The 25,749-nt window shown below is 72.0% G+C and carries 20 protein-coding genes and 1 pseudogene; 9 read left to right on the top strand and 12 right to left on the bottom strand.

What is annotated here, in order from left to right:
* The first annotated feature begins 245 nt into the window (after positions 1-245).
* Positions 246-2,207 (top strand): annotated as a pseudogene (locus tag BU52_RS24790) (protein-arginine deiminase domain-containing protein).
* Between the two features lie 83 nt (positions 2,208-2,290).
* Here the strand turns inward: BU52_RS24790 and BU52_RS24785 are convergent.
* Both BU52_RS24785 and BU52_RS24780 read right to left on the bottom strand, forming a co-directional pair.
* On the bottom strand, positions 2,291-3,589 hold the full coding sequence (locus BU52_RS24785; RefSeq protein WP_037938166.1) for a M18 family aminopeptidase: 1,299 nt from the start codon (positions 3,587-3,589) through the stop codon (positions 2,291-2,293).
* Positions 3,590-3,665: 76 nt separating this feature from the next.
* Entirely contained in the window at positions 3,666-5,492 is a 1,827-nt protein-coding gene (locus BU52_RS24780; protein ID WP_037938164.1) for an acyl-CoA dehydrogenase, read from the bottom strand.
* Between the two features lie 163 nt (positions 5,493-5,655).
* On the opposite strand from BU52_RS24780, the gene BU52_RS24775 reads away from it, so the two are divergent.
* The 3 genes from BU52_RS24775 (at position 5,656) to BU52_RS24765 (ending at position 8,001) form a co-directional block, all read left to right on the top strand.
* The gene (locus tag BU52_RS24775) at positions 5,656-6,120 is read left to right on the top strand and encodes an SseB family protein (protein WP_037938163.1); all 465 of its coding nucleotides are present in this window, start codon (positions 5,656-5,658) and stop codon (positions 6,118-6,120) included.
* 118 nt (positions 6,121-6,238) lie between these two features.
* On the top strand, positions 6,239-7,219 hold the full coding sequence (locus BU52_RS24770; RefSeq protein WP_037938162.1) for a pirin family protein: 981 nt from the start codon (positions 6,239-6,241) through the stop codon (positions 7,217-7,219).
* A 146-nt stretch (positions 7,220-7,365) separates the two neighbouring features.
* A complete protein-coding gene (locus tag BU52_RS24765; RefSeq protein WP_051858563.1) occupies positions 7,366-8,001 on the top strand; it encodes a hypothetical protein in 636 nt (211 codons plus the stop codon).
* A gap of 48 nt (positions 8,002-8,049) precedes the next feature.
* Here the strand turns inward: BU52_RS24765 and BU52_RS24760 are convergent, their stop codons facing one another.
* Positions 8,050-10,188, bottom strand: a complete 2,139-nt coding sequence (locus tag BU52_RS24760) for an ATP-binding SpoIIE family protein phosphatase (protein WP_037938160.1) — start codon at positions 10,186-10,188, stop codon at positions 8,050-8,052.
* A 156-nt stretch (positions 10,189-10,344) separates the two neighbouring features.
* On the opposite strand from BU52_RS24760, the gene aspS reads away from it, so the two are divergent.
* The gene (aspS, locus tag BU52_RS24755) at positions 10,345-12,108 is read left to right on the top strand and encodes an aspartate--tRNA ligase (RefSeq protein WP_037938158.1); all 1,764 of its coding nucleotides are present in this window, start codon (positions 10,345-10,347) and stop codon (positions 12,106-12,108) included.
* A gap of 61 nt (positions 12,109-12,169) precedes the next feature.
* On the opposite strand, the gene BU52_RS34030 is transcribed toward aspS, so the two are convergent.
* The 4 genes from BU52_RS34030 to BU52_RS24735 form a co-directional block, all read right to left on the bottom strand.
* Positions 12,170-12,472 (bottom strand): hypothetical protein, encoded by a 303-nt coding sequence (locus tag BU52_RS34030; RefSeq protein WP_235216413.1) that lies wholly within the window; start codon positions 12,470-12,472, stop codon positions 12,170-12,172.
* Positions 12,473-12,697: 225 nt separating this feature from the next.
* Positions 12,698-13,063: a PH domain-containing protein gene (locus BU52_RS24745; RefSeq protein ID WP_037938153.1), complete on the bottom strand. Its 366-nt coding sequence runs from the start codon at positions 13,061-13,063 to the stop codon at positions 12,698-12,700.
* A gap of 123 nt (positions 13,064-13,186) precedes the next feature.
* Complete coding sequence (gene metG / locus BU52_RS24740) at positions 13,187-14,803, bottom strand: methionine--tRNA ligase (RefSeq protein ID WP_037938151.1); 1,617 nt, start codon at positions 14,801-14,803, stop codon at positions 13,187-13,189.
* A 100-nt stretch (positions 14,804-14,903) separates the two neighbouring features.
* The gene (locus tag BU52_RS24735) at positions 14,904-16,226 is read right to left on the bottom strand and encodes a VWA domain-containing protein (RefSeq protein ID WP_037938149.1); all 1,323 of its coding nucleotides are present in this window, start codon (positions 16,224-16,226) and stop codon (positions 14,904-14,906) included.
* A gap of 278 nt (positions 16,227-16,504) precedes the next feature.
* Between BU52_RS24735 and BU52_RS24730 the strand changes: the two genes are divergently transcribed.
* Complete coding sequence (locus BU52_RS24730; RefSeq protein ID WP_037938148.1) at positions 16,505-18,574, top strand: PhoX family protein; 2,070 nt, start codon at positions 16,505-16,507, stop codon at positions 18,572-18,574.
* Between the two features lie 27 nt (positions 18,575-18,601).
* Here BU52_RS24730 and BU52_RS24725 read toward each other — a convergent pair whose 3' ends face one another.
* A complete protein-coding gene (locus BU52_RS24725) occupies positions 18,602-19,525 on the bottom strand; it encodes a LysR family transcriptional regulator (RefSeq protein WP_037938147.1) in 924 nt (307 codons plus the stop codon).
* 202 nt (positions 19,526-19,727) lie between these two features.
* Between BU52_RS24725 and snpA the strand changes: the two genes are divergently transcribed.
* Positions 19,728-20,405, top strand: coding sequence for a snapalysin (snpA, locus tag BU52_RS24720; RefSeq protein WP_037938144.1), 678 nt, complete (start codon positions 19,728-19,730; stop codon positions 20,403-20,405).
* 25 nt (positions 20,406-20,430) lie between these two features.
* On the opposite strand, the gene BU52_RS24715 is transcribed toward snpA, so the two are convergent.
* The 3 genes from BU52_RS24715 to BU52_RS24705 form a co-directional block, all read right to left on the bottom strand.
* Entirely contained in the window at positions 20,431-21,432 is a 1,002-nt protein-coding gene (locus BU52_RS24715; protein WP_037938143.1) for an endonuclease/exonuclease/phosphatase family protein, read from the bottom strand.
* Between the two features lie 43 nt (positions 21,433-21,475).
* Complete coding sequence (locus BU52_RS24710; protein ID WP_037938142.1) at positions 21,476-22,384, bottom strand: hypothetical protein; 909 nt, start codon at positions 22,382-22,384, stop codon at positions 21,476-21,478.
* Positions 22,385-22,507: 123 nt separating this feature from the next.
* Positions 22,508-22,948 carry a hypothetical protein gene (locus BU52_RS24705; RefSeq protein ID WP_037938141.1) on the bottom strand — a complete coding sequence of 147 codons (441 nt, stop codon included), beginning with the start codon at positions 22,946-22,948 and terminating at the stop codon, positions 22,508-22,510.
* 212 nt (positions 22,949-23,160) lie between these two features.
* On the opposite strand from BU52_RS24705, the gene BU52_RS24700 reads away from it, so the two are divergent.
* Positions 23,161-24,291, top strand: a complete 1,131-nt coding sequence (locus BU52_RS24700; RefSeq protein ID WP_107061261.1) for a PP2C family protein-serine/threonine phosphatase — start codon at positions 23,161-23,163, stop codon at positions 24,289-24,291.
* A 63-nt stretch (positions 24,292-24,354) separates the two neighbouring features.
* A complete protein-coding gene (locus tag BU52_RS24695) occupies positions 24,355-25,434 on the top strand; it encodes a serine/threonine-protein kinase (protein WP_037938137.1) in 1,080 nt (359 codons plus the stop codon).
* Positions 25,435-25,576: 142 nt separating this feature from the next.
* Here the strand turns inward: BU52_RS24695 and BU52_RS35785 are convergent, their stop codons facing one another.
* Complete coding sequence (locus BU52_RS35785) at positions 25,577-25,741, bottom strand: hypothetical protein (protein ID WP_167343541.1); 165 nt, start codon at positions 25,739-25,741, stop codon at positions 25,577-25,579.
* Positions 25,742-25,749 lie beyond the last annotated feature (8 nt).

Below are 25,749 nucleotides of genomic sequence, written 5' to 3'. Positions count from 1 at the left end.
CATCGGCTCCCATGCGCCGTCGGCCAGTTGATGGGCAGTCCGGCCCTGTGGGGGCGGCGGGGTCCGGGGCGCGCACGGCACGGAACCTGCACGTCGGGCGCCGCGGCGGACGTGGCTGGGAACCGACGTTTCGTCAGTCTCGTACGGTTCCACGGCGTATGCCACGGACCCACCGGGAACGCCCGGACCGTCATCCTCCTCTTGCACGGCGACACCACCACCCCCCACCTGAGGAGGGATGCGCCGTGCGAACACGTACGGGTATACGCAGGAACCCCGCGGGCCCGGTGATCGTCGCGCTCGTCGCGACGGGAGCCGTATGCGCGACACCGATGCCCCCCGCCCATGCCGCGAGCGGCTCCGCCCACGCCGACCTGCGGGCCGACGTGAACCGTGACGGCCGCGTCGACGTCTCCGGCGGCACGGACAAGGCGGGCGAGGACTCCTGGTCCACCGGCCGCGGAGCGGTGACGCTGCCGAACATCGACGACGACACCCGGCGCTGCCGGACCACCGGCCCGGGCGGCAAGCGGCTGTCCGACGCCGAACTGGCCGCCTGCAACGACGCCTCCGACAGCAAGGTCAACGGCAGCGCCGACGCCGCCGACCTGGCGAGAATCCGCTCCGTTCCCATGGCGAAGGCGCCGGCCGGGTCCAGGGGCAGCGTGAAGATCACCGCCGGCGCCCGGTACACGCATGTCTTCCTCAAGCGCGGCAAGGCGTGGGAGCCGGTCACCTCGCGGACCCGGCTGACGCCCGGGGAGCTGCGCGCGGGCGTGGAGTTCGGCGTCGAGGCCACCGATGTGATCCGCGACGCGAGGAAGTGGAACGGACGGACGGTGATCCGCCTGACCGTGACGGCCGGCGGCCGCACCACCTCCGACGAGGTGACGCTGCGGGTCGCCCCGTTGCTGACGCATCATCACCTGTAGCGCACCCAGCAGGTCATGGTGACGAAGGTGCCCGGCAAGGGGCAGTGGGAGCGGCTGCAGCAGAAGTTCGTCGAGGAACTGGGCAAGGAGGTGAGGAGGGCCGGGATCGACCGGCCGCTGATCACCTTCGACACGTACGGCGACCCCTGGGCGCAGGACTTCGTGGAACCGGCCTACGTCAGCATGACCGGGACGGACGGCCGCCGGCAGGTGATGCGGGTGATGCTGCGCTCGGCCCAGCCGGACCGCGAGGCGGGCCGTGAGCTGTTCGAGAAGGTCCGCGGCCGGAACGTGGGCGTCGTGCAGGCCTTCGACCGGTCCGCCCCGGAGGACTGGACGCTCAACTCCATGGGCAATCTGGAGACCATTCCGCCCTACGCGCACGGTGGCCGTTCCTACCCGGCCGGGCGCGTCATCCAGGGCTGGCGCAAGGACAGCGGGGAGAAGCCGTCGAAGGCCGTACGGACGCTGCTCGCGTCGCAGGGCCTGCAGGATCCGTTGCTGCTGGACACCTCCTGGCTGGGTGTCGGCCACGTCGACGAGTTCGTGCAGTTCCTTCCCGCCGACACCCCGCGCGGCTGGCGCGTCGGGGTCGCCGACCCGCGGGGCGGGCTCGAGCTGCTGCGGACCGCACAGCGGGCCGGGCACGGCGGCACGAAGATGTTCTCCGTCCCGGGTCTCGCCGGACAGCCGGCGCCCAAGGAGACCATCGACAAGGCGCTCGCCTCCCGGAACCTGATCGCCGACAACGAGACGGCGGCACGGCGGATCGCGGCCAACCTGGAGATCCTCAAGCGGGAGACGGGCGTCACCGACGCCGAGATCGTCCGTGTGCCCGCCCTGTACACGCGCGAGTCGGAGATGGCGGCCGAGGGCGGGGACGAGGTCCCCGTCCCGCGTCTGACGCGGCTGGGCGGCAGGGCCCCGCTGGTCGACGCGCTGCGGGAACGCGGCCAGCAGAAGTGGACGGCGCGGGACGGCGCGGGCTCTCCGGGCGGTACGGCTGCCCCGGAGACGGTGATGACCAGCGCCTACGTCCCGGGCGCGGTGAACGGTGTGCTCCTGGGCCGGGACCGTTACCTGGCGCCCCGCCAGTGGGGCCCGGTCGTGGGCGGCAAGGACATCTTCACCGAGGCGGTGAACGCCGCGTACCGGCGGGCCGGGCTGAAGGTGTCCTCCGTCGACGACTGGTACACGTACCACCTCGGCATGGGTGAGGTGCACTGCGGCACCAACACCCTCCGGGACGCGAGCGCCGCCTGGTGGAGGCGCTGAGTACCGGCCCCGGCGGTCCCACCGGGGCCGGCCCCTTCCTCACGGGCCGGCCCCGGACGGCGCGACGACCTTGTACGGGGCGACTAGCCCTCGAGGAACGCGACGAGCGCGTTCGCCAGCAGGAACGGGTCGTTCGCGCCGCACAGTTCGCGTGCGCTGTGCATCGACAGGATGGCCACGCCGATGTCGACGGTCCGGATGCCGTGCCGGGCCGCGGTGATCGGGCCGATGGTGGTGCCGCACGGCATCGCGTTGTTGGAGACGAAGGACTGGAAGGGGACGCCCGCCTTCTCGCAGGCCGCCGCGAACACCGAGCGGCCCGAACCGTCCGTGGCGTAGCGGTTGTTGACGTTGACCTTCAGGAGCGGGCCGCCGTCGACGCGCGGGTGGTGCGTCGGGTCGTGCCGCTCCGCGTAGTTGGGGTGGACGGCGTGACCGGTGTCGGAGGACAGACAGACGGAGCCCGCGAAGGCGCGCGCCCGGTCCTCGTACGAGCCGCCGCGCGCGAACACCGAGCGCTCCAGCACGCCGCCGAGCAGCGGGCCGTCGGCGCCGGTGTCGGACTGGGAGCCGTTCTCCTCGTGGTCGAAGGCGGCGAGGACGGGAACGCAGGAGAGGCCGGACCCCAGGCCCGCCGCGGCGGCGAGCGCCGCCGTGCCGGCGTGCACGGAGAGCAGGTTGTCCATGCGCGGGCCCGCCACCAGTTCGCGGTCGCGGCCCAGGTAGGCGGGCGGTTCGACGGAGTGGACCATCAGGTCCCAGCCGGTGACCTCGCCGGACGGGAGGCCGGCGGTCTCCTCCAGGAAGGCGATGAGGTCGCCGTCGCGGACGTCGTCGCCCATGCCCCAGACCGGCTGCGTGTGCCGCTGCTTGTCGAGTTTGAGGCCGTCGGCGTTCACCGAGCGGTCCAGGTGGATGGCGAGCTGGGGGACCCGCAGCAGGGGACGGTCGACGTTGACCAGGCGGGTGGAGCCGTCGCGCAGGGACAGCCGGCCGGCCAGGCCCAGGTCACGGTCGAGCCAGGAGTTGAGCAGCGGACCGCCGTAGATCTCCACGGCCACCTGGCGCCAGCCGTGCGCCCCGCTGTCGGGCCGGGGCTTCACGCGCAGGTTGGGGGAGTCGGTGTGGGCGCCGACGATCCGGAACGGGGCGTGCGCGGGGGCGCCCTCGGGGACGTACCAGGCGATGATCGCACCGCCGCGCAGCACGTACTTGCCACCGGCCGTCGCGTCCCAGGCGTCCGTCTCCGCGACCTGCCGGAAGCCCGCCTTCTCCAGCCGCTCGGCGGCGTTCGCCACGGCGTGGTACGGCGTGGGACTGGCCGCCAGGAAGGACATGAGGTCGTCGGTGTGACCGCGATCGAAGCGGGGGGGTTCGCTCATGGGTTCACCTTAACGAGGGCGAGGGCCCGCTTCCCGGTGTGGGAGCGGGCCCTCGCGAGGTCTGTACGGGGTCGTCCTAGAACGCCGCCTCGTCCAGTTCCATCAGGTCCAGTTCGACGCCCTCGGCGACCTTGCGGGCCAGGGTGACGCCGGGGAGGACGGTGGCCGCGAAGAACTTGGCCGCGGCGATCTTGCCGGTGTAGAAGGCCTGGTCCTTGGCGGTGGCCGTGGCCAGCTTGTCGGCGGCGACCGCGGCACCCTTGAGGAGCAGATAGCCGACGATCACGTCGCCGGAGGCCATCAGCAGGCGGGTGGTGTTGAGGCCGACCTTGTAGATGTTCTTGACGTCCTGCTCGGTGGCCGCGAGGTCGGTGAGCATCAGGCCGACGATGGCCTCCAGCTCGACGGCCGCCTTGGCCAGGTGCTCGCGGGCGCCCGCCAGCTCCTCGCCGCCCTCGCCGAGCGCCAGGAACTTCTTGATGTCCTCGGCGAGCGAGTTCAGCGCCGCGCCCTGGTTGCGGACGATCTTCCGGAAGAAGAAGTCCTGGCCCTGGATCGCGGTGGTGCCCTCGTACAGGGTGTCGATCTTGGAGTCCCGGATGTACTGCTCGATCGGGTACTCCTGCAGGAAGCCGGAGCCGCCGAAGGTCTGCAGCGACTGGGCGAGCTGCTCGTAGCCCTTCTCGGAGCCGTAGCCCTTGACGATGGGCAGGAGCAGGTCGTTGAGCGCGTGCTCGGCCGACACGTCCTCGCCCGCCGCCTCCTTGACCGCGATCGTGTCCTGGACGGACGCGGTGTACAGGACGAGGGCGCGCATGCCCTCCGCGTACGCCTTCTGCGTCATCAGCGAGCGGCGCACGTCGGGGTGGTGGGTGATGGTGACCTTGGGCGCGGTCTTGTCCATGAAGTTCGCCAGGTCCGGGCCCTGGACCCGCTCCTTGGCGTACTCCAGCGCGTTCAGGTAGCCCGTCGACAGCGTGGAGATCGCCTTCGTGCCGACCATCATGCGGGCGAACTCGATGATGCGGAACATCTGGCGGATGCCGTCGTGCCTGTCGCCGATCAGCCAGCCCTTGGCGGGGTGCCGGTCGCCGAAGGTCATCTCGCAGGTGTTGGAGGCCTTCAGGCCCATCTTGTGCTCGACGTTCGTGGCGTAGACGCCGTTGCGCTCGCCCAGCTCGCCGGTCTCGACGTCGAAGAGGTACTTCGGGACGAGGAAGAGGGACAGGCCCTTGGTGCCGGGTCCCGCGCCCTCGGGGCGGGCCAGCACGTAGTGGAGGATGTTCTCCGACATGTCGTGCTCACCGGACGTGATGAACCGCTTCACGCCCTCGATGTGCCAGGAGCCGTCCTCCTGCTGCACGGCCTTGGTGCGGCCGGCGCCCACGTCCGAGCCGGCGTCCGGCTCGGTGAGGACCATCGTCGAACCCCACTGCTTGTCGACGGCGATCTGCGCGATCTTCTTCTGGACCTCGTTGCCCTCGTCGTAGAGGATCCCGGCGAAGGCCGGACCGGAGGAGTACATCCACACGGCCGGGTTGGCGCCCAGGATCAGCTCGGCGTACGCCCAGATCAGGGAGGGGGGCGCGGTGGTGCCGCCGATGGCCTCGGGCAGGCCCAGACGCCAGTACTCGGAGTCCATGAAGGCCTGGTAGCTCTTCTTGAAGGACGGCGGCACCGGCGCGGTGCTGGTCTCCGGGTCGAAGACCGGCGGGTTGCGGTCGGCCTCCGTGAAGGACTCGGCCAGCTCGTTCTCCGCGAGCCGGGTCAGCTCGTCGAGGACGCTCTTCGCGGTCTCGGCGTCCATCTCCTCGAACGGGCCCGTGCCGTACAGCTTGTCGCGCCCGAGTACTTCGAAGAGGTTGAACTCGATGTCGCGGAGATTCGACTTGTAGTGCCCCATGGCGACGGCTCCGTTAGAGAGGGATCGGCGAGGCACTGACTCCTCGCAACTGATTCACGTACCGACAAGTGGTCCCGATGATGCTACCCGTGGGTAATAAGAAGCAACCCCGATCCGGACATCTGTGACCCAGCCCTCCCGCGGGGTCAGTAGTCTGTGCGGCATGTACGGCTACGACCAGAGTGCGGGGACGCAACAGGGTTACGTCCCGCCGCAGCAGCAGATGCCGGGCGGGTACGGGCAGCAGGCGCCGCTGTATCCCGAGCCGTCCGCGCCCTCGCTCGCCGACGCCGTGCGCGCGTTCACCACGGGGCAGATGGCGGCCGAGGACTTCCAGCAGGTCTTCGCCACGTCCAAGGTCTACTGCCCGCGCGGTGACAACCCCGGATTCCTCGCCCTGCACAACACCCAGCAGCCGGTGATCCCGATGTTCACCTCACTGAAGGAGCTGCGGCGGTACGCCGGCAAGGAGTCCAAGTACTTCGTCATCACCGGCGCCGAGGTGATCGACCTGCTGCCGACCGGCTACGGCTTCGTGCTCGACATGGAGGGCGAGCACCGGATGGTGTTCGACGCGAAGGCCGTGGAGCAGATGGTCGAGTTCGCCATGCGCCGGATGTATGGCTGAGGGCGGCCCGTTCGCGCCTGTGCCGAGCCCGGAGGGAATTCCCTCCGGGCTTTCTCCGTTCCGGGTGGCAGGAAGTTCAACACTCAACTAAAGTGGGCGTACCCGAGGAGGTACCGACATGCCTGCAGTGACCGTCGAGAACCCGTTGACGCTGCCCCGAGTGACCGCTCCCACCGATGCCGTGGCACGTCCCGTGCTCACCGTCACGACCGCGCCGAGCGGTTTCGAGGGCGAGGGCTTCCCGGTGCGCCGGGCGTTCGCGGGGATCAACCACCGCCATCTCGACCCGTTCATCATGATGGACCAGATGGGTGAGGTGGAGTACGCGCCCGGGGAGCCCAAGGGCACCCCGTGGCACCCCCACCGCGGCTTCGAGACCGTGACCTACATCATCGACGGGATCTTCGACCACCAGGACTCCAACGGCGGTGGCGGCACCATCACCAACGGCGACACCCAGTGGATGACGGCCGGCGCCGGACTGCTGCACATCGAGGCGCCGCCGGAGCACCTCGTCGTGTCCGGCGGGCTCTTCCACGGGCTCCAGCTGTGGGTGAACCTGCCCGCCAAGGACAAGATGATGGCGCCGCGCTACCAGGACATCCGCAGCGGCAGCGTCCAGCTCCTCACCTCCCCCGACGGCGGCGCGCTGCTGCGCGTCATCGCGGGCGCGCTGGACGGCCACGAGGGGCCGGGCATCACGCACACGCCGATCACGATGATCCACGCGACGCTGGCGCCGGGCGCGGAGGTCACCCTGCCCTGGCGGGAGGACTTCAACGGCCTGGCGTACGTCATGGCCGGGCGCGGGTCCGTGGGCGCCGAGCGGCGTCCGGTCCACCTGGGCCAGACCGCGGTCTTCGGCGCCGGCTCCTCGCTGACCGTCCGCGCGGACGAGAAGCAGGACGCGTACACCCCGGACCTGGAGGTCGTCCTCCTGGGCGGCCGGCCCATCCGTGAGCCGATGGCCCACTACGGCCCGTTCGTGATGAACACCAAGGACGAGCTCATCCAGGCCTTCGAGGACTTCCGGAAGGGCCGCCTCGGCACGGTCCCCGCGGTGCACGGCATGTCGGAGTCCGGTCCGCAGGAGGCGTGACCGGCGGGGCCGTGGACGGGTCCGCCGTCGGCAGTGACCGCGCCCGAGGACTGCCCGCATCCGGCAGTGATCCCGGCCGTGGACGGACGCGATGATGTCCGTGCACGGCCGGACCACGGCCGGGACGCGGGAGGGAGAGGACGGCCGTGGGCGAGCGCCGGGCGATGCGGAAGATGCTGCGGCGGATGGAGAGCGGGGAGCCCGTCCAGGTCACCCGCACCCTGGCGTCCACGACGAGGCTCGCCCGGCTCGCCGCGATGGCCCGGGAGTTCGGATACGACTACGCGGACGTCCATCAGGGCGGCGGGGCCCAGGGCAACGGCTACGTGGTGGCGCTGGTGCCCGACCCCGGTCCGCGGGCGCGGGCGCGGGCCGCGCGGAACCGGGCGAGGCATCCGGGCGCGAGCGACGGGGGCCCGCTTCCGGCTCTCGCGCCGGACGAGGTCGAGCTCCTCAAGGCCCGTATCACCTACGACATCACCGCCATGTACACCGGCAGGCAGTTGATCGTGCTCACCGGGGTGGGCGCCGTTCCCCTCGCCCTGCCCGTCGGCCTGGCGGCGGACACCGGTACCACGGCCGTGCTGGTCGTCACCTGCGCCGTCTGGGCCGCGCTGATGGCCCTGCTGCCCGTCGGGTTCGCCGTCAACCGGCGCTTCAGAGCCCGGTACGCCGCCGTCCTGCGGGCCGCCGGGTTCACGCCGGTCACGGAGCCCGGCGGACGGCTGCGGTACCTGCCGTCGGGCGGGACCCCCGGGCACGGGAACCCCTTCGGCGGATGAGCGGACCGGCCGCCGCCACGCCGGTGCGACCGGTGGACAACCGGCCGTTCAGCCGTGACCGTCGAGGTGTGGCCCGGCCCCATCCTGGTGTTCGTACACCTCGAACCAGATGCTCTTGCCCTCGCCGCGCGGGTCGACGCCCCAGGTGTGGGCGAGGAGTTCGACGAGGACCAGCCCCCGCCCGGAGGACGCCAGCTCGCCCGGTCTGCGCAGGTGCGGCAGGTCGTCGCCGGCGTCGGTGACCTCGACGCGTATCCGGCGGCCGTCTCCCCCGTCGGTGACCTCGGCGAGCAGCAGGGCGTCGGCGTCGGTGTGCACGAGGACGTTGGTGAGCACCTCCGACAGCAGCAGCACGGCCGAGTCCACCTGATCCGGTGAGGACCAGTCGTGCAGCAGGTCGCGCAGCTGGTGCCGGGCCACGGCGATCCGCTCGGGCTCGGCCTGCGCCACCGTCAGCATCGTGCGGCGCACCGGGGGCCGTACCGTGTCCGGCTCCGCGCCGCAGCCGCAGCCCTCACTCCGCCGGGACAGCAGCAGGACGGCGATGTCGTCCTCGCGCCGGTCGGCCAGCGGGCCGGTGGTGTGGTGCGAGGAGGGGCCGTGCACCGCCTGGACCAAGGCGTCGGCCAGTTCCTCCTGGTTGCCCCGGTGCTCCTCGAGGATGCCGCGCAGACGCTGCCAGCCGGTGTCCAGGTCGTGGCCGCCGGTCTCGATCAGCCCGTCGGTGCAGATCATCATGGTCTCGCCGGACTCCAGCACGATCCGCGTGGTGGGGTAGTCGGTGTCCGGGTCGACGCCCAGCGGCAGCCCGCCCGCCGTCGGCCGGGTCAGCACCGTCCTGTCGGCCATGCGGATCACCGGATCGGGATGGCCCGCGCGGGCGATCTCCAGTACGCCGCTCACGGGGTCGACCTCGGCGTACAGACAGGTCGCGAAGCGCATGTCGGCCGGGTCCGCCTCGCCGATGCCGTGCAGGAAGCGGGAGGCGCGGGAGAGCACGGCGTCGGGCCGGTGGCCCTCGGAGGCGTAGGCCCGCAGGGCTATGCGCAACTGTCCCATCAGCCCGGCGGCCCGGACGTCATGGCCCTGGACGTCGCCGATGACCAGCGCGAACCGCTTGCCCGGCAGCGGGATCACGTCGTACCAGTCGCCGCCGACCTGGAGTCCGCCGCCGGTGGGGACGTAGCGGGCGGCGACGCTCATGCCCGGGATGCCCGGGCCGAGCTTCGGCATCATCGAGCGCTGCAGCCCGTCGGTCAGCGCCCGCTCGCTCTCGGCGGTGCCCGCCCGGGTCAGCGCCTGGGCCAGCATCCGGGCGACCGTGGTCAGCACGGAGCGCTCGTCGGGGGTGAAGGCGACCGGATAGGCGAAGGCCGCCAGCCAGGCGCCCATCGTGCGGCCGGAGGCGGTCAGCGGCAGGAACGCCCAGGACTGACGTCCGAAGCGCTGGGCGAGCGGCCAGGTGAGCGGATAGCGGGCCCTGTACTGCTCCGGGGAGGAGAGGTAGACCGCCCGGCCCGTGCGCACCACCTCGGCGGCCGGGTAGTCCGTGTCCAGGGGCATGTAGAAGGGGTTGTCGGCACCGGGCTCGTGTCCGTGGTGGCCGATGATCGTGAGCCGGTCGCCCTCCACGCCGAACACGGCCAGCCCGTCCGGTGAGAATCCCGGCATGGACAGGTTGGCCGCGACCCGCAGCACCTCCTGCGTCGACCGCGCCTCCGCCAGCGCACGGCCCGCGTCCAGCAGGAACGCCTCACGGGAGCGCCGCCAGTCACCGGTGACCGCCCTGCGCCCGGCGGGTGTTCCCGGCGTCGGCTCGGTGACCTCCTGAAGGGAGCCGGTCAGGACGTAGGCCTTGCGCGCGGGGTCGAAGGAGGGCCTGGAGCGGCTGCGCACCACCCGGACGACCTGGTTCTGGCCGTTCATGATCCGGATCCGCACCTCGGCGAGCGTCCCCTCGGCGACGGCGAGCTGGACCACGCCGGTGATCTCGTTCCAGTCGACGGGGTGCAGGCGGGCCCGGACCTGGGCCTCCGTGAGGGTGGCCTCCTCGGCGGGCAGTCCGAGCAGCCGGGCCGCCACGGCGTCGAGGGTGACCAGCCCGGACGCGGTGTCCCAGTGCCATACGCCGGTGTCGAGGGCGGAGAGGACGTCCCCCAGGGCAGGCAGGGGCTCACCAGTGCGCATTGCACCACTTTATGAAGAGGGTGCCGAAAACTTCCACCGAAGCCGGATGCCCGCCCGACGTACGAGGGCGGAGAAGCGATCATGGGGCGGCCGGTAGGCTTGGGGGAGTTTCACGTGAAACAACGACCCCGATCCGCGAAGGCTGGATGAACGACGATGCATCGGTACAGGTCCCACACCTGCGGCGAGCTCCGCGCCTCTGACGTCGGCACCGACGTCCGGCTGAGTGGCTGGCTGCACAATCGGCGCGACCTGGGCGGCATCCTCTTCATCGATCTGCGTGATCACTACGGCATCACGCAGCTGGTGGCCCGGCCGGGCACCGAGGCGTACGAGGCGCTGGACAAGCTGTCCAAGGAGACCGTGGTCCGCGTCGACGGCAAGGCCGTCTCCCGCGGCACGGACAACGTCAACCCCGAGCTGCCGACCGGTGAGGTCGAGGTCGAGGTCTCCGTGGTCGAGGTGCTCGGTGCCGCCGCCCCGCTCCCCTTCACCATCAACGCCGAGGACGGCGTCAACGAGGAGCGGCGCCTGGAGTACCGCTTCCTGGACCTGCGCCGCGAGCGCATGCACCGCAACATCCTGCTGCGCACGTCGGTCATCTCGGCGATGCGCCACAAGATGACGGCCATGGGCTTCAACGAGATGGCGACGCCGATCCTGAGCGCCACCTCCCCCGAGGGCGCCCGTGACTTCGTGGTGCCCTCCCGCCTGAACCCCGGCAAGTTCTACGCGCTGCCGCAGGCACCGCAGCAGTTCAAGCAGCTGCTGATGATCTCCGGTTTCGACCGCTACTTCCAGATCGCGCCCTGCTTCCGCGACGAGGACGCCCGCGCGGACCGCTCGCCGGGCGAGTTCTACCAGCTCGACGTCGAGATGAGCTTCGTCGAGCAGGAGGACGTCTTCCAGCCCATCGAGAAGCTGATGACCGAGCTGTTCGAGGAGTTCGGCAACGGCCGTCACGTGACGTCGCCGTTCCCGCGCGTCCCGTTCCGCGAGGCGATGCTGAAGTACGGCTCCGACAAGCCGGACCTGCGCGCGCAGCTGGAGCTCGTCGACATCACGGACATCTTCGAGGGCTCGGAGTTCAAGGCGTTCGCCGGCAAGCACGTGCGCGCGCTGCCGGTGCCGGACGTCTCCGGCCAGCCGCGCAAGTTCTTCGACCAGCTCGGTGACTACGCGGTCTCCCAGGGCGCGAAGGGCCTGGCGTGGGTGCGCGTCGGCGAGGACGGTGCGCTGTCCGGCCCGATCGCGAAGTTCCTCACCGAGGAGAACGTCGCGGAGCTGACCAAGCGGCTCTCGCTGGCCCCCGGCCACGCGGTCTTCTTCGGCGCGGGCGAGTTCGACGAGGTCTCGAAGATCATGGGGGCGGTGCGGGTCGAGGCCGCGAAGCGCGCCGGTCACTTCGAGGAGAACGTCTTCCGCTTCTGCTGGATCGTCGACTTCCCGATGTACGAGAAGGACGAGGAGACCGGCGCGATCGACTTCTCGCACAACCCCTTCTCGATGCCCCAGGGCGGCCTGGAGGCCCTGCAGACCCAGGACCCGCTGGACATCCTGGGCTGGCAGTACGACATCGTCTGCAACGGTGTCGAGCTGTCCTCCGGCGCGATCCGGAACCACGAGCCGGAGATCATGCTCAAGGCGTTCGAGATCGCGGGCTACGACCGTGAGACGGTCGAGGAGAAGTTCGCCGGCATGCTCCGCGCGTTCCGCTTCGGCGCTCCGCCGCACGGTGGCATCGCGCCCGGCGTGGACCGCATCGTGATGCTGCTCGCCGACGAGCCCAACATCCGCGAGACGATCGCCTTCCCGCTCAACGGCAACGCCCAGGACCTGATGATGGGTGCCCCGACCGAGTTGGACGAGGCCCGTCTGAAGGAGCTTCACCTCTCGGTGCGCAAGCCGCAGCCGAAGTAACCCCGGCAACGGCGAGGGGCCCGGACGCGCACAGCGCCTCCGGGCCCCTCGCCGTGCGCGCCTAGACTGCCGGACCGTTCTCGGTGAACAGGTCCTCCGCGCGCTCCACCGTGCCGGAGCGGTCGAGCCAGTCGTTGAGGCGACCGAGGTCGGTGCAGGTGGTGATCCGTTGACGGACGTCTTCCGACAGGGGGAGGCCTCGTACCTCCAGGACGCGCAGAATTCCCTTGGCCTCGCCTTCGGCCTTGCCCTCCAGGTATTTCTCCTCGAAGAGCGTTCCGTGCCCCGGGAAGTGGGTGACGACGTCCTGCATCAGCTTCCTCCAGTTCTCCCTGGTCGGAGTGGACTCCAGACCGACCTCCACCCTTCGCCTTGTCCGGGTCCTTCTTTGTCTGGGCCTCCACGGCCAGGACGAAGTCCGTCTTCGTGGGCGGTGGCAGGCCAAGTGCGTCGAAGACGGGCGCCAGGGCCTCCGGATGCTCCTGGAAGAGCTTGTGGGAGGCCTCGTGTGTTGCGGTGACCATGAGCGCAAGCCTGCTGCGCTCATGGTCTATGCGCCGGGCATATGTGAGACATTCACCCGATCGGGTCAGCGGGCCACGAACTGGGTGAGGATGGCCTGGACCTCGTAGATGTCGACGCCCTTGGTGAAGGTCTTCTGGATGGGGGCCTGGGAGCCCGAGAGCCAGATCTTCAGTTCGGCGTCGAGGTCGAAGGTGCCCGCCGTCTCCACCGCGAAGTGGGTGATGCTGCGGTACGGGATGGAGTGGTACTCCACCTTCTTGCCGGTGATGCCCTGCTTGTCGACCATGATCAGGCGGCGGTCGGTGAACAGTATGGTGTCGCGGATCAGCAGGAACGCCGCGTGCACCTGCTCGCCCTGACCCAGCAGACGAGCGTAGTCCTGCTGCGCCTGGGCCGGGTCGACGGTGTGGGCGTTGCCGAAGAGTGCCATGGAACGAATCCCCCCACGTGAGTGGTGGCGGCCGGACGTCGGCCGCCTTCACGCGATCTTCGCAAAGCGGGGGGCCCGGGAGAAGTTCCGCTCGCCTCCCGGGCCCCTGCTGTAGCGATCACGTTACGCGGTCGGCTTCTCCTCGAGACGCGGGAAGAGGACCGCGCCCTTGGTGACCGTCGAGCCGGCGGGGAGCAGGCCCCAGGTGCCGGACTCCTGGACCTTCTGGTCGGCGAGCGCGCCCAGGCCGGGCTCGGCGCCGAGGGAGTCCCAGAGCTTCTGGGAGGTCTCCGGCATGACCGGGTTGAGGAGGACGGCCACGGCGCGGAGGGACTCCGCGGCGGTGTAGAGGATCGTCGCCAGGCGGGCCCTGCCCTCCTGCGACTCGTCCTTGGCGACCTTCCAGGGCTCCTGCTCCGTGATGTAGCCGTTGACCTGCTTCACGAAGTCGAACACCGCCAGGATGCCGCCCTGGAAGTCCAGCTCCTCGCCGATGCGGCGGTCCGCCTCCGCCACGGCCTTCGCCAGACCGTCGTGGATCGCCCGCTCCGCCTCGCCGTCGGCCGTCGACGCCGGCAGTTCGCCGCCGAAGTACTTGCCGACCATCGCGGCCACGCGGGACGCCAGGTTGCCGTAGTCGTTCGCCAGCTCGCTGGTGTAGCGGGCCGAGAAGTCCTCCCAGGAGAAGCTGCCGTCCTGGCCGAACGCGATCGCCCGCAGGAAGTACCAGCGGTACGCGTCCACACCGAAGTGCGAGGTCAGGTCCTGCGGCTTGATGCCGGTCAGGTTGGACTTGCTCATCTTCTCGCCGCCGACCATCAGCCAGCCGTTCGCGGCGATCTTCCCGGGGAGGGGCAGGCCCTGCGCCATCAGCATGGCCGGCCAGATGATCGCGTGGAAGCGGAGGATGTCCTTGCCGACGAGGTGGACGTCGGCAGGGAAGGTCGCCTCGAACTTCTCCGGGTTCTCGTTGTAGCCGACCGCCGTGGCGTAGTTCAGCAGCGCGTCGACCCACACGTAGATGACGTGCTTGTCGTCCCAGGGGACCGGCACGCCCCAGTCGAACGTCGAGCGGGAGATGGAGAGGTCCTGCAGTCCCTGGCGGACGAAGTTCACGACCTCGTTGCGCGCGGACTCCGGCTGGATGAAACCGGGGTTGGCCTCGTAGTGGGCGAGCAGCTTCTCGCTGTACTCGCTCAGCTTGAAGAAGTAGTTCTCCTCGCTGAGGATCTCCACCGGCTTCTTGTGGATCGGGCACAGCTTCTGGCCCGCGTGGTCACCCTCGCCGTCGAGCAGCTCGCCGGGGAGCTTGTACTCCTCGCAGCCCACGCAGTACGGGCCCTCGTAGCCGCCCTTGTAGATCTCGCCCTTGTCGTACAGGTCCTGCACGAACTCCTGGACGCGGTCCGTGTGCCGCTTCTGCGTGGTGCGGATGAAGTCGTCGTTCGCGATCTCGAGGTGCTCCCACAGGGGCTTCCATGCCTCCGTGACGAGCTTGTCGGCCCAGGCCTGGGGAGTGACCCCGTTCGCCTCGGCCGTGCGCATGATCTTCTGACCGTGCTCGTCCGTGCCGGTGAGGTACCACACCTTCTCGCCGCGCTGGCGGTGCCAGCGGGTGAGCACGTCGCCTGCGACGGTCGTGTAGGCGTGGCCCAGGTGAGGAGCGTCGTTGACGTAGTAGATGGGGGTCGAGACGTAGTACGCCTTCGCCCCCTGCTTCTCTGATCCAGTGGCCGCCATGGGCGAAATCCTACTGGGCGGGTGGGGGTCGGCTCACACGCGTTTCGGGGGGCGGACGGGAGTCCCGTCCGCCCCCCGGGGGCGAGGAGTGAGGGGGTGGCTACGGCCGCCAGGCCGCCAGGACGCCCTCGTAGAGCTCCTTGTCCGTGAGCTCGCGGGGGGTGGGGCCCGCGTGGAAGAAGGAGGTGTTCTCCGTCTTCAGCTTGCGGAGGTAGTCGAAGGCCTTGTTCTCGTGCTCGCCGAAGGCGACGAAGGAGAAGAACACGGAGGGGTGGTTCTTCGCGGCGTCGGTGAGGGCCTGGGTGGCGGGGGTCTTGGCGTCGGGCGCGCCGTCCGTCTGGAAGACCACCAGGGCGGGGGCGCCGGCCGGCTCCTCGGCGTGCCGTGCGAGGACCGCCTCGACGGCGGCGTGGTAGCTGGTGCGACCCATCCGGCCGAGGCCGGCGTGCAGCTCGTCGATCTTGTTCTCGTGGTCGGTGAGGGTCAGCTCGCCGGTGCCGTCGAGTTCGGTGGAGAAGAAGACGACGTGGACGGTGGCCTCGGTGTCGAGGTGGGCGGCGAGCGCGAGGGTCTGCTCGCCGAGGGCCTGGGCGGAGCCGTCCTTGTAGTACGGGCGCATGGACGCGGAGCGGTCGAGCACGAGGTAGACCTTGGCGCGGGCGCCGGTGAGGTCGTGCTTCTTGAGGGCGGTGCCGGCGGCCTTGTAGGCGGTGGTGAGGGTGGTGTTGCGGAGCTTGGTGGCGGGGGTGGCGGGTTTCGCGGCCGCGGGTGCCTCGGTGGGGGCGGGGGGTTCGGCCTCGGCTTCGCCTTCGGCCGGGGAGTCGTTCCCACCCGCACCGCCCGTGCGGGTCTCGTCGTCGGCTGCGGGTGGCCCCTGTGGGGTGTCCTCGCCGTCGGCGGCCGCGGGTGCCTCGGTGGGGGCGGGTTCGGTGGTTGCCTGCGGCTCGGGCTTTGTCTCCGGCTCGGCTTGCGGCTCCGGCTCGGGCTTCGCCTCCGGCTCGGGCTTCGTCTCCGGCTCGGCTTGCGGGGCGGGTTCGGTGGTTGCCTGCGGCTCGGGCTCGGGCTCGGGCTTGGGCTCGGGCTGGGCTTCGTCCGTGGCCGGCACCGGCGGGGTGTCGTCCGAGCGGGTGGGGCGGGGGACCGCGACGCTGTCGAAGGCGGCGGCGACGAGATCGTGCTCGTCGCGCTGCTCCGGAACGGAGGGGGCCACGGGTGCCGGCGTCGGTTCCGGGGACGGGGACGGAATCGTCAGTGGCGCCGGTGTGCTCGCGGCGGGTTCCGGGGCCGATTCGGGGGCGGGTTCGGGCGATGTCGGAGCGGCCGTTTCCGTCCTTTCGGCGGCCGGTGCCGCACCCTCCGCTTCGGCGGCCCTCGCTTTGCGTGACCGTCCGAACGCGTTCCGCAGGAGAGTGAGAATGCCCATGTGCGCAACCCTTCGCGTGAGTTGATGCCCGTCAATCCCTGGCCAGGACGGACACGTAAGGTTAGCGGCCCGAAAGGGCGATCTTGGGCAGGGTTGGGTTTGCGGAATCGTATATGTCAAGGGGGCGATCTCGGCCCGCGGGTGCCCGCCCGGGGCGTTCCGGTGCAACGTCCTTAATGCTGCCGCGGGTTCACTCGCCGTTCATCCGGCCGCCCGGCTACCGCACATATGTGCTCCTACGGTCACGCTGACACCACGGGCACCCAAGGAGAGAACACGTGCGAAAGCTGCTGCCGCTGATCGGAACGCCGTCCGGTTCCCACCCCGGCGGCCGGTCCGCCCTGACCTGTCGTTTCCGGTGTGGTGACGCCTGTTTCCACGAGGTGCCCAACACCAGCTCCAACGAGTACGTCGGCGACGTCATCGCCGGTGCCCTCAGCCGCCGGTCCATGATGCGCGCCGCCGCCGTCGTGACGGTCGCCGCCGCCGGCGCCGGTGCGGTCGGCGTCGCGGCCGCCCCCGGGGCTCAGGCGGCGCCCGCCGCCCACCGGCCCGGCCAGGGGCACCAGGGCGCCCGCGGTCTGCGGTTCACTCCCGTCGCGCCGAACACGAACGACGCCGTCACCGTGCCGGAGGGCTACCGGCAGAACGTCGTCATCCGCTGGGGCGAGCCCATCCTGCGCGGTGCGCCCGCCTTCGACCCGGAGCGGCAGAGCGCCACGGCGCAGGCCGGACAGTTCGGGTACAACTGCGACTTCCTCGCGCTGCTCCCGCTGCGCGGCGAGCGCGGCCGGCAGCTGCTCGTCGCCAACCACGAGTACACCGACGAGATCCTCATGTTCCGCGACTACGACCCGGCGAACCCCACCCGCGAGCAGGTGGAGATCGCTTGGGCCGCGCACGGCCTCGCCGTGGTCGCCGTCGAGGAGGAGCACCGCAGCGGCAGGATCACGCCCGTCCCCCGCCATCACCTCAACCGGCGTCTGACCGCCACCTCCGAGTTCCGGCTCACCGGCCCCGCCGCCGGGTCCGACCTGGTGAGGACCTCCGCCGACCCGAGCGGCACGAAGGTGCTCGGCACCCTCAACAACTGCGCCGGCGGCACCACCCCCTGGGGCACGACACTGCACGGCGAGGAGAACTTCAACCAGTACTTCGCCCACGGCAGCAGCGCCACCGACAAGCGCTACGGGATCGGCACCGGCGCCACCGAGCGCAAGTGGGAGAGGTTCGACAAGCGGTTCGACCTGGCCCAGGAGCCGAACGAGGCGCACCGCTTCGGCTACGTCGTCGAACTCGACCCGTACGACCCCGACTCCACCCCGCGCAAGCACACCGCGCTCGGCCGGTTCAAGCACGAGGGCGCGACCGTGCGGCTGACGCACGACGGGCGTCCGGTCGTCTACAGCGGGGACGACGAGCGGTTCGACTACTTCTACAAGTTCGTCGGCAGCAAGCGGATGCGGCACGGCAACAGCCGCTGGGCGCGTGAGCACAACCTCTCCCTGCTCGACGAGGGGACGCTGTACGTCGCCAGGCTGACCGGCGACTCGCCCGCCATCGAGATCGACGGGACGGGCACGCTGCCGGAGGACGGCGAGTTCGACGGGAGCGGTCGGTGGATCCCGCTGGCGACGGCCACCGCCGACGGCGCCGTCTCGCACGTCGAGGGCATGACCGCCGAGGAGGTCTTCGTCTTCACGCGCCTCGCCGGTGACAAGGTGGGCGCCACCAAGATGGACCGGCCCGAGGACATCGAGCCCAACCCGGTCACCGGCAAGGTGTACGTCGCCCTCACCAACAACTCCAACCGGGGCAAGGCCGGATACGCCGCCGCCGACGAGGCCAACCCGCGCAACCTCAACAAGCACGGCCACGTCCTGGAGCTGACCGAGCGCTGGAACCGGCCGGACAGCACCCGCTTCGCCTGGTCGCTCTTCCTGGTCGCGGGCGACCCCGAGGACCCGGCGACGTACTTCGCCGGTTTCCCGAAGGACTCCGTCAGCCCGATCTCCTGCCCCGACAACGTCGCCTTCGACGACCACGGCAACCTGTGGATCTCCACCGACGGCAGCGCCCTCGGCTCCCACGACGGTCTCTTCGGTGTCGCCACGCGCGGGGAGCGGCGCGGTGAGCTGAAGCAGTTCCTCACCGTGCCCTCGGGCGCGGAGACCTGCGGCCCGGTGATCCAGGACCGGCGGGTGCTGGTCGCCGTGCAGCACCCGGGCGAGGTGGACGGGGCGACGGTCGACACGCCGGCCAGCACCTGGCCCGACGGGCCCGGCACGTACGTCCGGCCCGCCGTGGTCGCGGTGTGGCGCGCGGACGGGCGGGACATCGGCGTCTGACGGCGGCGGTTCCGGGAGGGGCTGGTTTCAGGGACCGGGCACCAGCTCCTCCAGCCACTCCCGGTAGGCCGGTGCCTGGTGGGCCACCTCCCGGTACGCGTCGGCCAGGTCGGGATAGACGCCCTCCAGCTCCGTGTCCGTGCGGGCCGCCAGCAGCAGCCGTACGCCGAGGGGATCGCCGTGGAGCCGGCGGACCGCCGTCTCGGGGCGGGACGGCGAGGTCGGCTGGCACACGGTGACGACCTCGCCGGTGGCGACCAGGGAGGCGGCGGTGTGGTAGTCGCCGTGCAGCACGCGCGGGCTGATCCCGGCGGCGCGCAGTACGCGGCGCACGGCGTCCCACTCGCCGTCGACCGTCGGGTCGATCATCCACCGGTCGCCGGCCAGGTCGGACAGGTGGACGACCGGGTGCGCGGCGGCCGGGTGGTCGGCCGGCAGGGACACGAACTGCGGCTCGCGCTCGATGAGGACGCGGGTGCGCAGGCCCTCGGGGACGCGCAGCGGGCAGCCCTCCACCTCGTGCACGAAGGCGACGTCGAGCTGGCTGTCGGCGACCATGCGCAGCAGGGCGTTGGCGGAGACGTCCATGTGCAGGGTGGGCTCCTGGCAGTGCCGGCGCAGCCGGCGCAGCCAGCCGGCCAGCGCCCGGCTCGCGGTGGAGCCGATGCGCAGCTGCCGTCCGCCGACGGCGGCGGCGCGGGCCTCGGTGACCAGGGAACGCAGCTCGGTGACGAGCGGGCGGGCGCGGCTGAGGACCAGCCGGCCCAGGGGGGTGGGCCGGCAGCCGGTGCGCGCACGCACGAACAGGGCGCCGCCCAGCTCCTGTTCGATGCGCCGCAACTGCGTGCTCAACGAGGGCTGAGCCACGCCCAGTTGGCGTGCGGCGCGGTGCAGACTGCCGGTGTCGGCGATCGCGCACAACGCCCTGAGGTGCCTGACCTCGAGCTCCATGCCCTGGGAGGGTAAGGCGGAAGTTCACGTTTCACCAGACTCACAAATCCCGCCCGTTCAGGCGGAGTCGGGCGACGCCGCGTGCTTGGCCGGAGTCCGGCGATAGCGCGGGCCTATCACCGGTTGCCATCATCACAGCCGCCGGACGGGCGCGGACACTCACCGATGACACATGACTCACCCCCACCTCAAGGAGTCATCGATGCGCATGCGCATGCCCCTGTCCGTGCTCACCGCCGCGGGTCTGAGCCTCACCGCCCTCGGCCTCGGCACGGCACCCGCAACCGCCGCCTCCGCCCCGCTCGACACCGCTTCGATCGCCGCCTACGACGGCTCCCCGGAGGAGGCGGCGGCGAACCGCGCGTTCTTCGAGGCCGTGCTGAAGTCGGCGGCCGAGAAGCGGGCCGCGAACCCGACGGGCACGGCCGCCGTCACGGTCGTCTACAACGCGTCGCGGGCACCCTCGTTCGCCACGCAGATAGCCCGCAGCACGCAGATCTGGAACAGCTCGGTCTCCAACGTGAGACTCCAGGCCGGCACGTCGGGCGCCGACTTCTCGTACTACGAGGGCAACGACTCGCGCGGCTCGTACGCCTCCACCGACGGTCACGGCCGGGGTTACATCTTCCTCGACTACCGGCAGAACCAGACCTACGACTCCACGCGCGTGACCGCGCACGAGACCGGCCACGTGCTCGGTCTGCCGGACCACTACTCGGGTCCGTGCAGCGAGCTGATGTCCGGCGGCGGTCCCGGCCCGTCCTGCACCAACGCCTATCCCAACTCGGCGGAGCGGTCGCGGGTGAACCAGCTCTGGGCGTACGGATTCGCCGCCGCGCTCGACAAGGCGGAGAAGGCGCTGCAGAAGTCCTCGCGCTAGCCGGAACGCCGTGGGCCGGGCCCGCTCACCGGCCGCCGTGCAGCGTCAGGTCGACGACCAGTGCGCGGTGGTCGGTGTCGGGGAGGTCGAGGAAGCGTGCCCGGCTCGCGGCGAACTCCTCGGACACCAGGACGTGGTCGATCTGCGTGCCGAACGCCCGAGCGGTGCGCGCCGGCCAGGTCGGCGTCCGGTCCAAGCCGTCCAGCCGGGCCGCGTCGCGCAGGCCGGTGTCGAGGATGCGGCGGAACGCCGCGTGGTCCTGCGAGGCGTTGAAGTCCCCGGCGAGCACGGTCGGGGTGTCCCGGGCGGCGGCCGCGTCGCGCAGCCGCCCGAGCTCCCGCTGCCACAGGCGCACCTGGCCGGGGAGCGGCGGCATCGGGTGGGCGAGCTGGAGCCGTACGGTGTGTCCGCCGACGTCGGCGACGGCCCCGGGCATGCCCATCGTGCCGGGCACGCCGTCGATGGCCCCGAGCGGGAAGCGGCTGAGGATGACGGACCCCTCCGAACCTCCGCCCGCCACGGCCTGCCGGTGCGGAAAGACGGCCGCAAGTTCCCGCTTCAGGGCCGCGTCGCAGGTGTACTCGCACTCCTGGACGAACACGACGTCCGGTTCCTCGCGGCGCACGGCCTCGATCAGCGCCCCGGCGGCCTGCCCGAACTCCACGTTGGACGTCAGCACCCGCAGCCCGGCGACGGGCGGCCCCGCGGGATCGCCGCTCTTCCCGTACGGCTCGATGAACCAGGCCAGCAGGCCCAGGAGGACCACGCCCCACACGGCGCCGGTCCACCAGCGGGCGAGCAGGGTGAACAGCAGTCCTGCGGCGGTGGGGACGAGCAGCCAGGGCAGGAAGGCGAGCAGCTGGGGCACGGGGGTGATGCCGTCGGTGTCGGCGGTGCGGCACCCGACGACCACACTCACCCCGGCGAACAGCAGCGCCGCGCACCGGGCACCGAACCGTCGCCCGCCCCCGGGCCGGCGTTCCCTCCCGTCCCCGGTGACCGTCGGGTCGGCAGTCGCAGTGTCCAACGTTCCGGCCTTCCGCTCACGGGTGCGATGCCCGAATCCTCCCTCAAGGACGAGGGAACGTGACGGACGGTTGCCGGGAACGGCCCCCCGGGGCGGTCGCGGGAGACGGAGGACGCCGGCGGTGTCCGCGGCGGCCGGTCAGCCAGGAGGCCAGGGCCACCGTCAGGCCCAGCGCGAGCAGCAGCCAGGACGCGGTGCGCAGGGTGGCGGTGAGGGCGTCGTAGACCGCGGCCGCCGCCGGGCGGTGGAGGCGCTCGGGCAGATCGGCCAGGGTGAGCCGGCGCCCGGCGGCCACCGCGACCGCCAGCAGGGCGCCGCCCAGCGCCGTGCCCAGGCCGGTGGCGGTGAGGGCGCGGCGGCGGCGGGCGGCGACGGCGATCCCGCCGACGGCGAGGAGGACGGTCGCGAGGGGCAGCCAGAGGGCGGCGGTGTCCAGCACGTGGTACCCCTTCCGGAGTCCGGCGACCTCGTCGGCCGGGACCACCGCGACCTCGGTGTGCTCGACGGGGATGCGGTGGGCGTAGGGCATGTGGTCGGCGGCGAGGCGCTGCCGCACCTGGGCGGCGACGGGGGCGAGGTCCACGGTGACCGGGCCGCGGGTGGCGGTGTCGTCGCGCAGGGCGTGCAGGACCGCGTCGTGGACGGCTCTGTTGCCCGCCACCCAGGCCGTGCGGAACGCCTCCGTGCGGGTGAAGGAGTGCACGGCGTCACGGACGAACGGGGCGAGGCCGGCGTCCGGCGTCCTCTGGCCCAGCTCGCGTGCCACCTCGTCGCCCACGGTGTCGGCCACGGCGGCCCGTACGGCCGGGTCGGTGGCGAGGGGGGCCATGGCGGCGACGTAGCGGCCGGTGTCCGCGAGGCCGAAGCCCGCCCAGGCGACGAGGGCGGCGCAGGGGGTGAGGAGGCAGGCGAGGGCGACGAGGGTCGCGGACAGGACGTTGCGGAGGGACACGCTTCCAGGCAACGGTCCGTCGGCGGAGGGCGCGAGTGGAGGCGGCCCGAACGGGCGGGGCCCCCGGCGCCGAACCTCCCCCGCGCCCTGGGAGGGCACCTCCCGGCCCCGCAGGCGGGGTGGCTAGGTGACGGGGTGGCCCGAGGCGTCTTCGTGGGTGTAGAAACGGTAGAACATCATGGCGAAGACGCCTGCCATGACGCCCAGGCCCAGTGCCCCGGAGCGCAGGATGCTGCCGCCGGACTGGCTGAACAGGAAGCCGACGGCGATGCCGCAGAAGGCGGCCCAGACCACCGCGTGCAGTTCCCGCCGCAGTTTCGGGGCGAGGGCGAGGAGCGCCATGAGGACCACCGCGAACACGAGCGCGGTCAGGAAGCCGAAGAGCAGGTTCCAGCCGGTGACGGGCCCGCCGTAACGCCGGTTGGCCGCCGCCCAGAAGCCGTACACCAGTCCGAGGGCGACCGGTGCCGCGACCAGCGCCGCCCTGTGGACCCGCGGGCTGAAGACGTCCGTCGTGCTGCCCCGCTCGATCGCTTTACGGGGCCGGGGTGCCGCATGCGCCATGGGAGCACTCCTCTCTCCGCGTCCCTGCCCTCCCAGGGCACACCCGCCGCGGTCGCGCGGCAAGTCGACCGAGGGGCCAGGCGTCCCCGGGACCGGATGCGGGCCGTGCGGGCCCGTGTTTCGCTGGGGCGGTGAGTCCGGGCAGCGGGGGGCAGGTCCTGCACGACCGGTATCCGCGGGCCGGCCGCCGCGACGTCGTGCACCGGCACGAGATGCTGCAGGTGGGCGGCCGCAGCGTCGCCTGGGTGCCGCCGCTGCTGCTGCTCCTCGCCATCACGGCGGCCGACTACAACACCGGCGGCGAGTTCCGGACCATCTCCTGGATCGTGCTGGTGCCCGGCATCGCCTCCGCGCTCTGCGGGGTGTGGGGCACGGCCGTGTACGCCACGCTGGCGATGGTCACGTACAGCCTCGTGGACAGTGCCTGGCCGCACCAGTTCCAGGCGGGGCTGCCGGACTTCATCCTCGTGGCGGCCGGTGGCGTCCTCTCCACGCTGGCCTGCGCGGTGCGGGTGCGCGGGGAGCGCCGCGCGCTGCACCTGCGGGACGTCACCGACACCGTCCGCCGTACCGTGCTGCGCCCCCTCCCGCGGGGCTGGGGCGGCCTGGACCACGCGGGGATCTACCTCACCGCGGACGCCCGGGCGCGGGTCGGCGGCGACTTCTACGACATCCAGCCGGGTCCGCACGGCACCCGCGTCTTCGTCGGCGACGTGCAGGGCAAGGGGCTGGGCGCGGTGGAGACGGCGGCGGTGCTGCTCGGCACGTTCCGGGAGGCCGGCTACCACGAGGCCGACCTGACGGCCGTCGCCGACCGGCTGGAGGACAGGATGCTGCGCCACCGCGAGTACACCACCGCGCTCGGCCGGGACGACGGCGACCGCTTCGCGACCGCCGTCCTGCTCGGCTTCCCCGCGGGCCGCACGGACGTCGTGGACGCCGTCGTGTTCGGGCACGAGCACCCGCTGGCCGTCGGCCCCGGCGGCGTGCGGATCCTGCCGGCCGAGGGGGGTCTCCCGCTGGGCTGCCGCGACCTGGCCCCTGGTGGCCCCCCGGTGCGCCGGATGCCGCTGGCCGTCGACGAGACACTGCTGCTGGTCACGGACGGGGTGACCGAGGCGCGGGACGGCGACGGACGCTTCTACCCGCTCACCGAGGACCTGGAGCGGGCCGTGGCCGCGGACCCGCGGGTGGTGGCGCCCGCCCGGCTGGTCGCCGTCGTACGCGACGGAACGCTGCGGCACAGCCGGGGGCACCTGGTCGACGACACCACGGCCTTCGCGGTGCGGCGGACCCGCGCGGCGGGGGGCGAAGGCCCCGAAGGGGGACGTTCACCGTACTGACCGCCCCCTTCGCGGCCGCAGCGGTTACCGTGCTGCCGTAGGTGATCGACAGGGGGAGGGACCATGCCCGGAACCGTGCTGCTGCTGGCGGCCTCGCCGCTGGGCCGCGGGCGCCTGGTGGACGCGGCGTCCGTGCTCCCGGTCCTCGCGGCGGTACCGCCCTCCGTGCTGTCCGGCACGGACACCGCGAACGTGGTCGAACTCGCCGACCCGCTGGAGCCGCAGGCCGTGCTGACCCGCTTGCGCGCGGCCGCCGCCACCCCGGGACCGCTGACCGTGTTCGTCACCGGCCAGCTCCAGCTCGACCGCCGCCAGCGGCTGCCGCACCTGGCGCTGGCCCGGACGACCGCTTCCACCGTGCGGTACACGGCGCTGCCCTGGCACTGGTTCCGGGAGGAGCTGCGGCTGCGTCCGGCGGGCGCGACGACCCTGTTCCTCGACCTGCACGCCGACCAGGAGACCTGGCGGTCGCTGTGCGCGCCGCGGCCGCCGGGCCCGTCGCCGCTTGACTGCGGGCGTGACAACGCCGTGTACGGTCGCGTCGCGCCGCCGCCGTCCCGCCGGGCGGTCGCGGCACCGGCGTACATGAAGGCGGTCGCGACGGTCCTGCGCAGCGGACGGCGTCCGCCGGAGGAGGAGCTGCACGAGCGGGCGCTGGCCCGGATCGCGCCGGAGAGCGCGGGCACGGAGCTGCTGCTGGCCCAGGGCGGGCCGCTCCCGGGCGACCCGCACGCGGCCGTCACCGCCGCCGTGCGCTCCGGCCGGCACGCGGACGCCGACGCGCTCGCCGCGCGGCTGGAGCAGGCTGCCGGGCTCGCGCACGGGCCCGTCTCCGAGGAGGCGATGCACTGGACCGAGGTCCGGGCGGACCTGGCGATGCTGGCCGGGGACGCGGCGCGCAGCTGCCGAGCCTGGCTGGCGGTGGCCACCGCGCGGCTCGCCGCCGGCCAGCCGGCGGACGCGCCCGCCGTCGAGGCGGCCGTGGACCGGGCGCACCACCAGTGGGGCCGGATCGGCGACCCGGCCCTGGCTCGCGAACTCGGCTCCGTCCTCGCGGAGGTGCGCGGCCGGGTGCCCGGGCGCCGCGAGGGAGCCCTGGACCACGTCCGGCGGCAGCTACGGCAGTTGCAGACCCAGGGCTGAGCCGGCGTACGCATCCTCCCCGGCGCACGACCGCGCTGCCACGACGGTGGGGGGTGGCTGAGGGGGACGACGGGGCGCCGCGCAGGGCCCTGTCCGGCCGACGGCGGGCCACCGCTACCGGGCCGCCGCTACCGCGCCACCGCTACCGGGCCACCGCTTCCACCGGCGCCGGGGTCTGGCGGTCCGGGCCGGGGTCGGCGGCCCTGGCCGGGCCCGCGTTCGCCGCCAGGACCAGCGCCGCGACCGCGGCGACGGCCGCGGTGAAACCCCGGGCGTAACGCTCGGTGGAGCGTGTGCGATCCAGCACGGCGACCT

This window comes from Streptomyces toyocaensis (assembly GCF_000725125.1).
Classification (GTDB): domain Bacteria; phylum Actinomycetota; class Actinomycetes; order Streptomycetales; family Streptomycetaceae; genus Streptomyces; species Streptomyces toyocaensis.
This window is presented reverse-complemented; position numbering and strand designations above follow the sequence as displayed.

Bases quoted from the DNA above. Each gene is read 5' to 3' on its own strand.
- aspS (WP_037938158.1), top strand. From the start codon at position 10,345: ATGCATCGGTACAGGTCCCACACCTGCGGCGAGCTCCGCGCCTCTGAC.
- metG (WP_037938151.1), bottom strand. From the start codon at position 14,803: ATGGCGGCCACTGGATCAGAGAAGCAGGGGGCGAAGGCGTACTACGTC.
- BU52_RS24735 (WP_037938149.1), bottom strand. From the start codon at position 16,226: ATGGGCATTCTCACTCTCCTGCGGAACGCGTTCGGACGGTCACGCAAA.
- BU52_RS24705 (WP_037938141.1), bottom strand. From the start codon at position 22,948: ATGGCGCATGCGGCACCCCGGCCCCGTAAAGCGATCGAGCGGGGCAGC.
- BU52_RS24745 (WP_037938153.1), bottom strand. From the start codon at position 13,063: ATGGCACTCTTCGGCAACGCCCACACCGTCGACCCGGCCCAGGCGCAG.
- BU52_RS24775 (WP_037938163.1), top strand. From the start codon at position 5,656: ATGTACGGCTACGACCAGAGTGCGGGGACGCAACAGGGTTACGTCCCG.
- BU52_RS24760 (WP_037938160.1), bottom strand. From the start codon at position 10,188: ATGCGCACTGGTGAGCCCCTGCCTGCCCTGGGGGACGTCCTCTCCGCC.
- BU52_RS24725 (WP_037938147.1), bottom strand. From the start codon at position 19,525: ATGGAGCTCGAGGTCAGGCACCTCAGGGCGTTGTGCGCGATCGCCGAC.
- snpA (WP_037938144.1), top strand. From the start codon at position 19,728: ATGCGCATGCGCATGCCCCTGTCCGTGCTCACCGCCGCGGGTCTGAGC.
- BU52_RS24695 (WP_037938137.1), top strand. From the start codon at position 24,355: ATGCCCGGAACCGTGCTGCTGCTGGCGGCCTCGCCGCTGGGCCGCGGG.
- BU52_RS24780 (WP_037938164.1), bottom strand. From the start codon at position 5,492: ATGGGGCACTACAAGTCGAATCTCCGCGACATCGAGTTCAACCTCTTC.
- BU52_RS24770 (WP_037938162.1), top strand. From the start codon at position 6,239: ATGCCTGCAGTGACCGTCGAGAACCCGTTGACGCTGCCCCGAGTGACC.
- BU52_RS24700 (WP_107061261.1), top strand. From the start codon at position 23,161: ATGCTGCAGGTGGGCGGCCGCAGCGTCGCCTGGGTGCCGCCGCTGCTG.
- BU52_RS24785 (WP_037938166.1), bottom strand. From the start codon at position 3,589: ATGAGCGAACCCCCCCGCTTCGATCGCGGTCACACCGACGACCTCATG.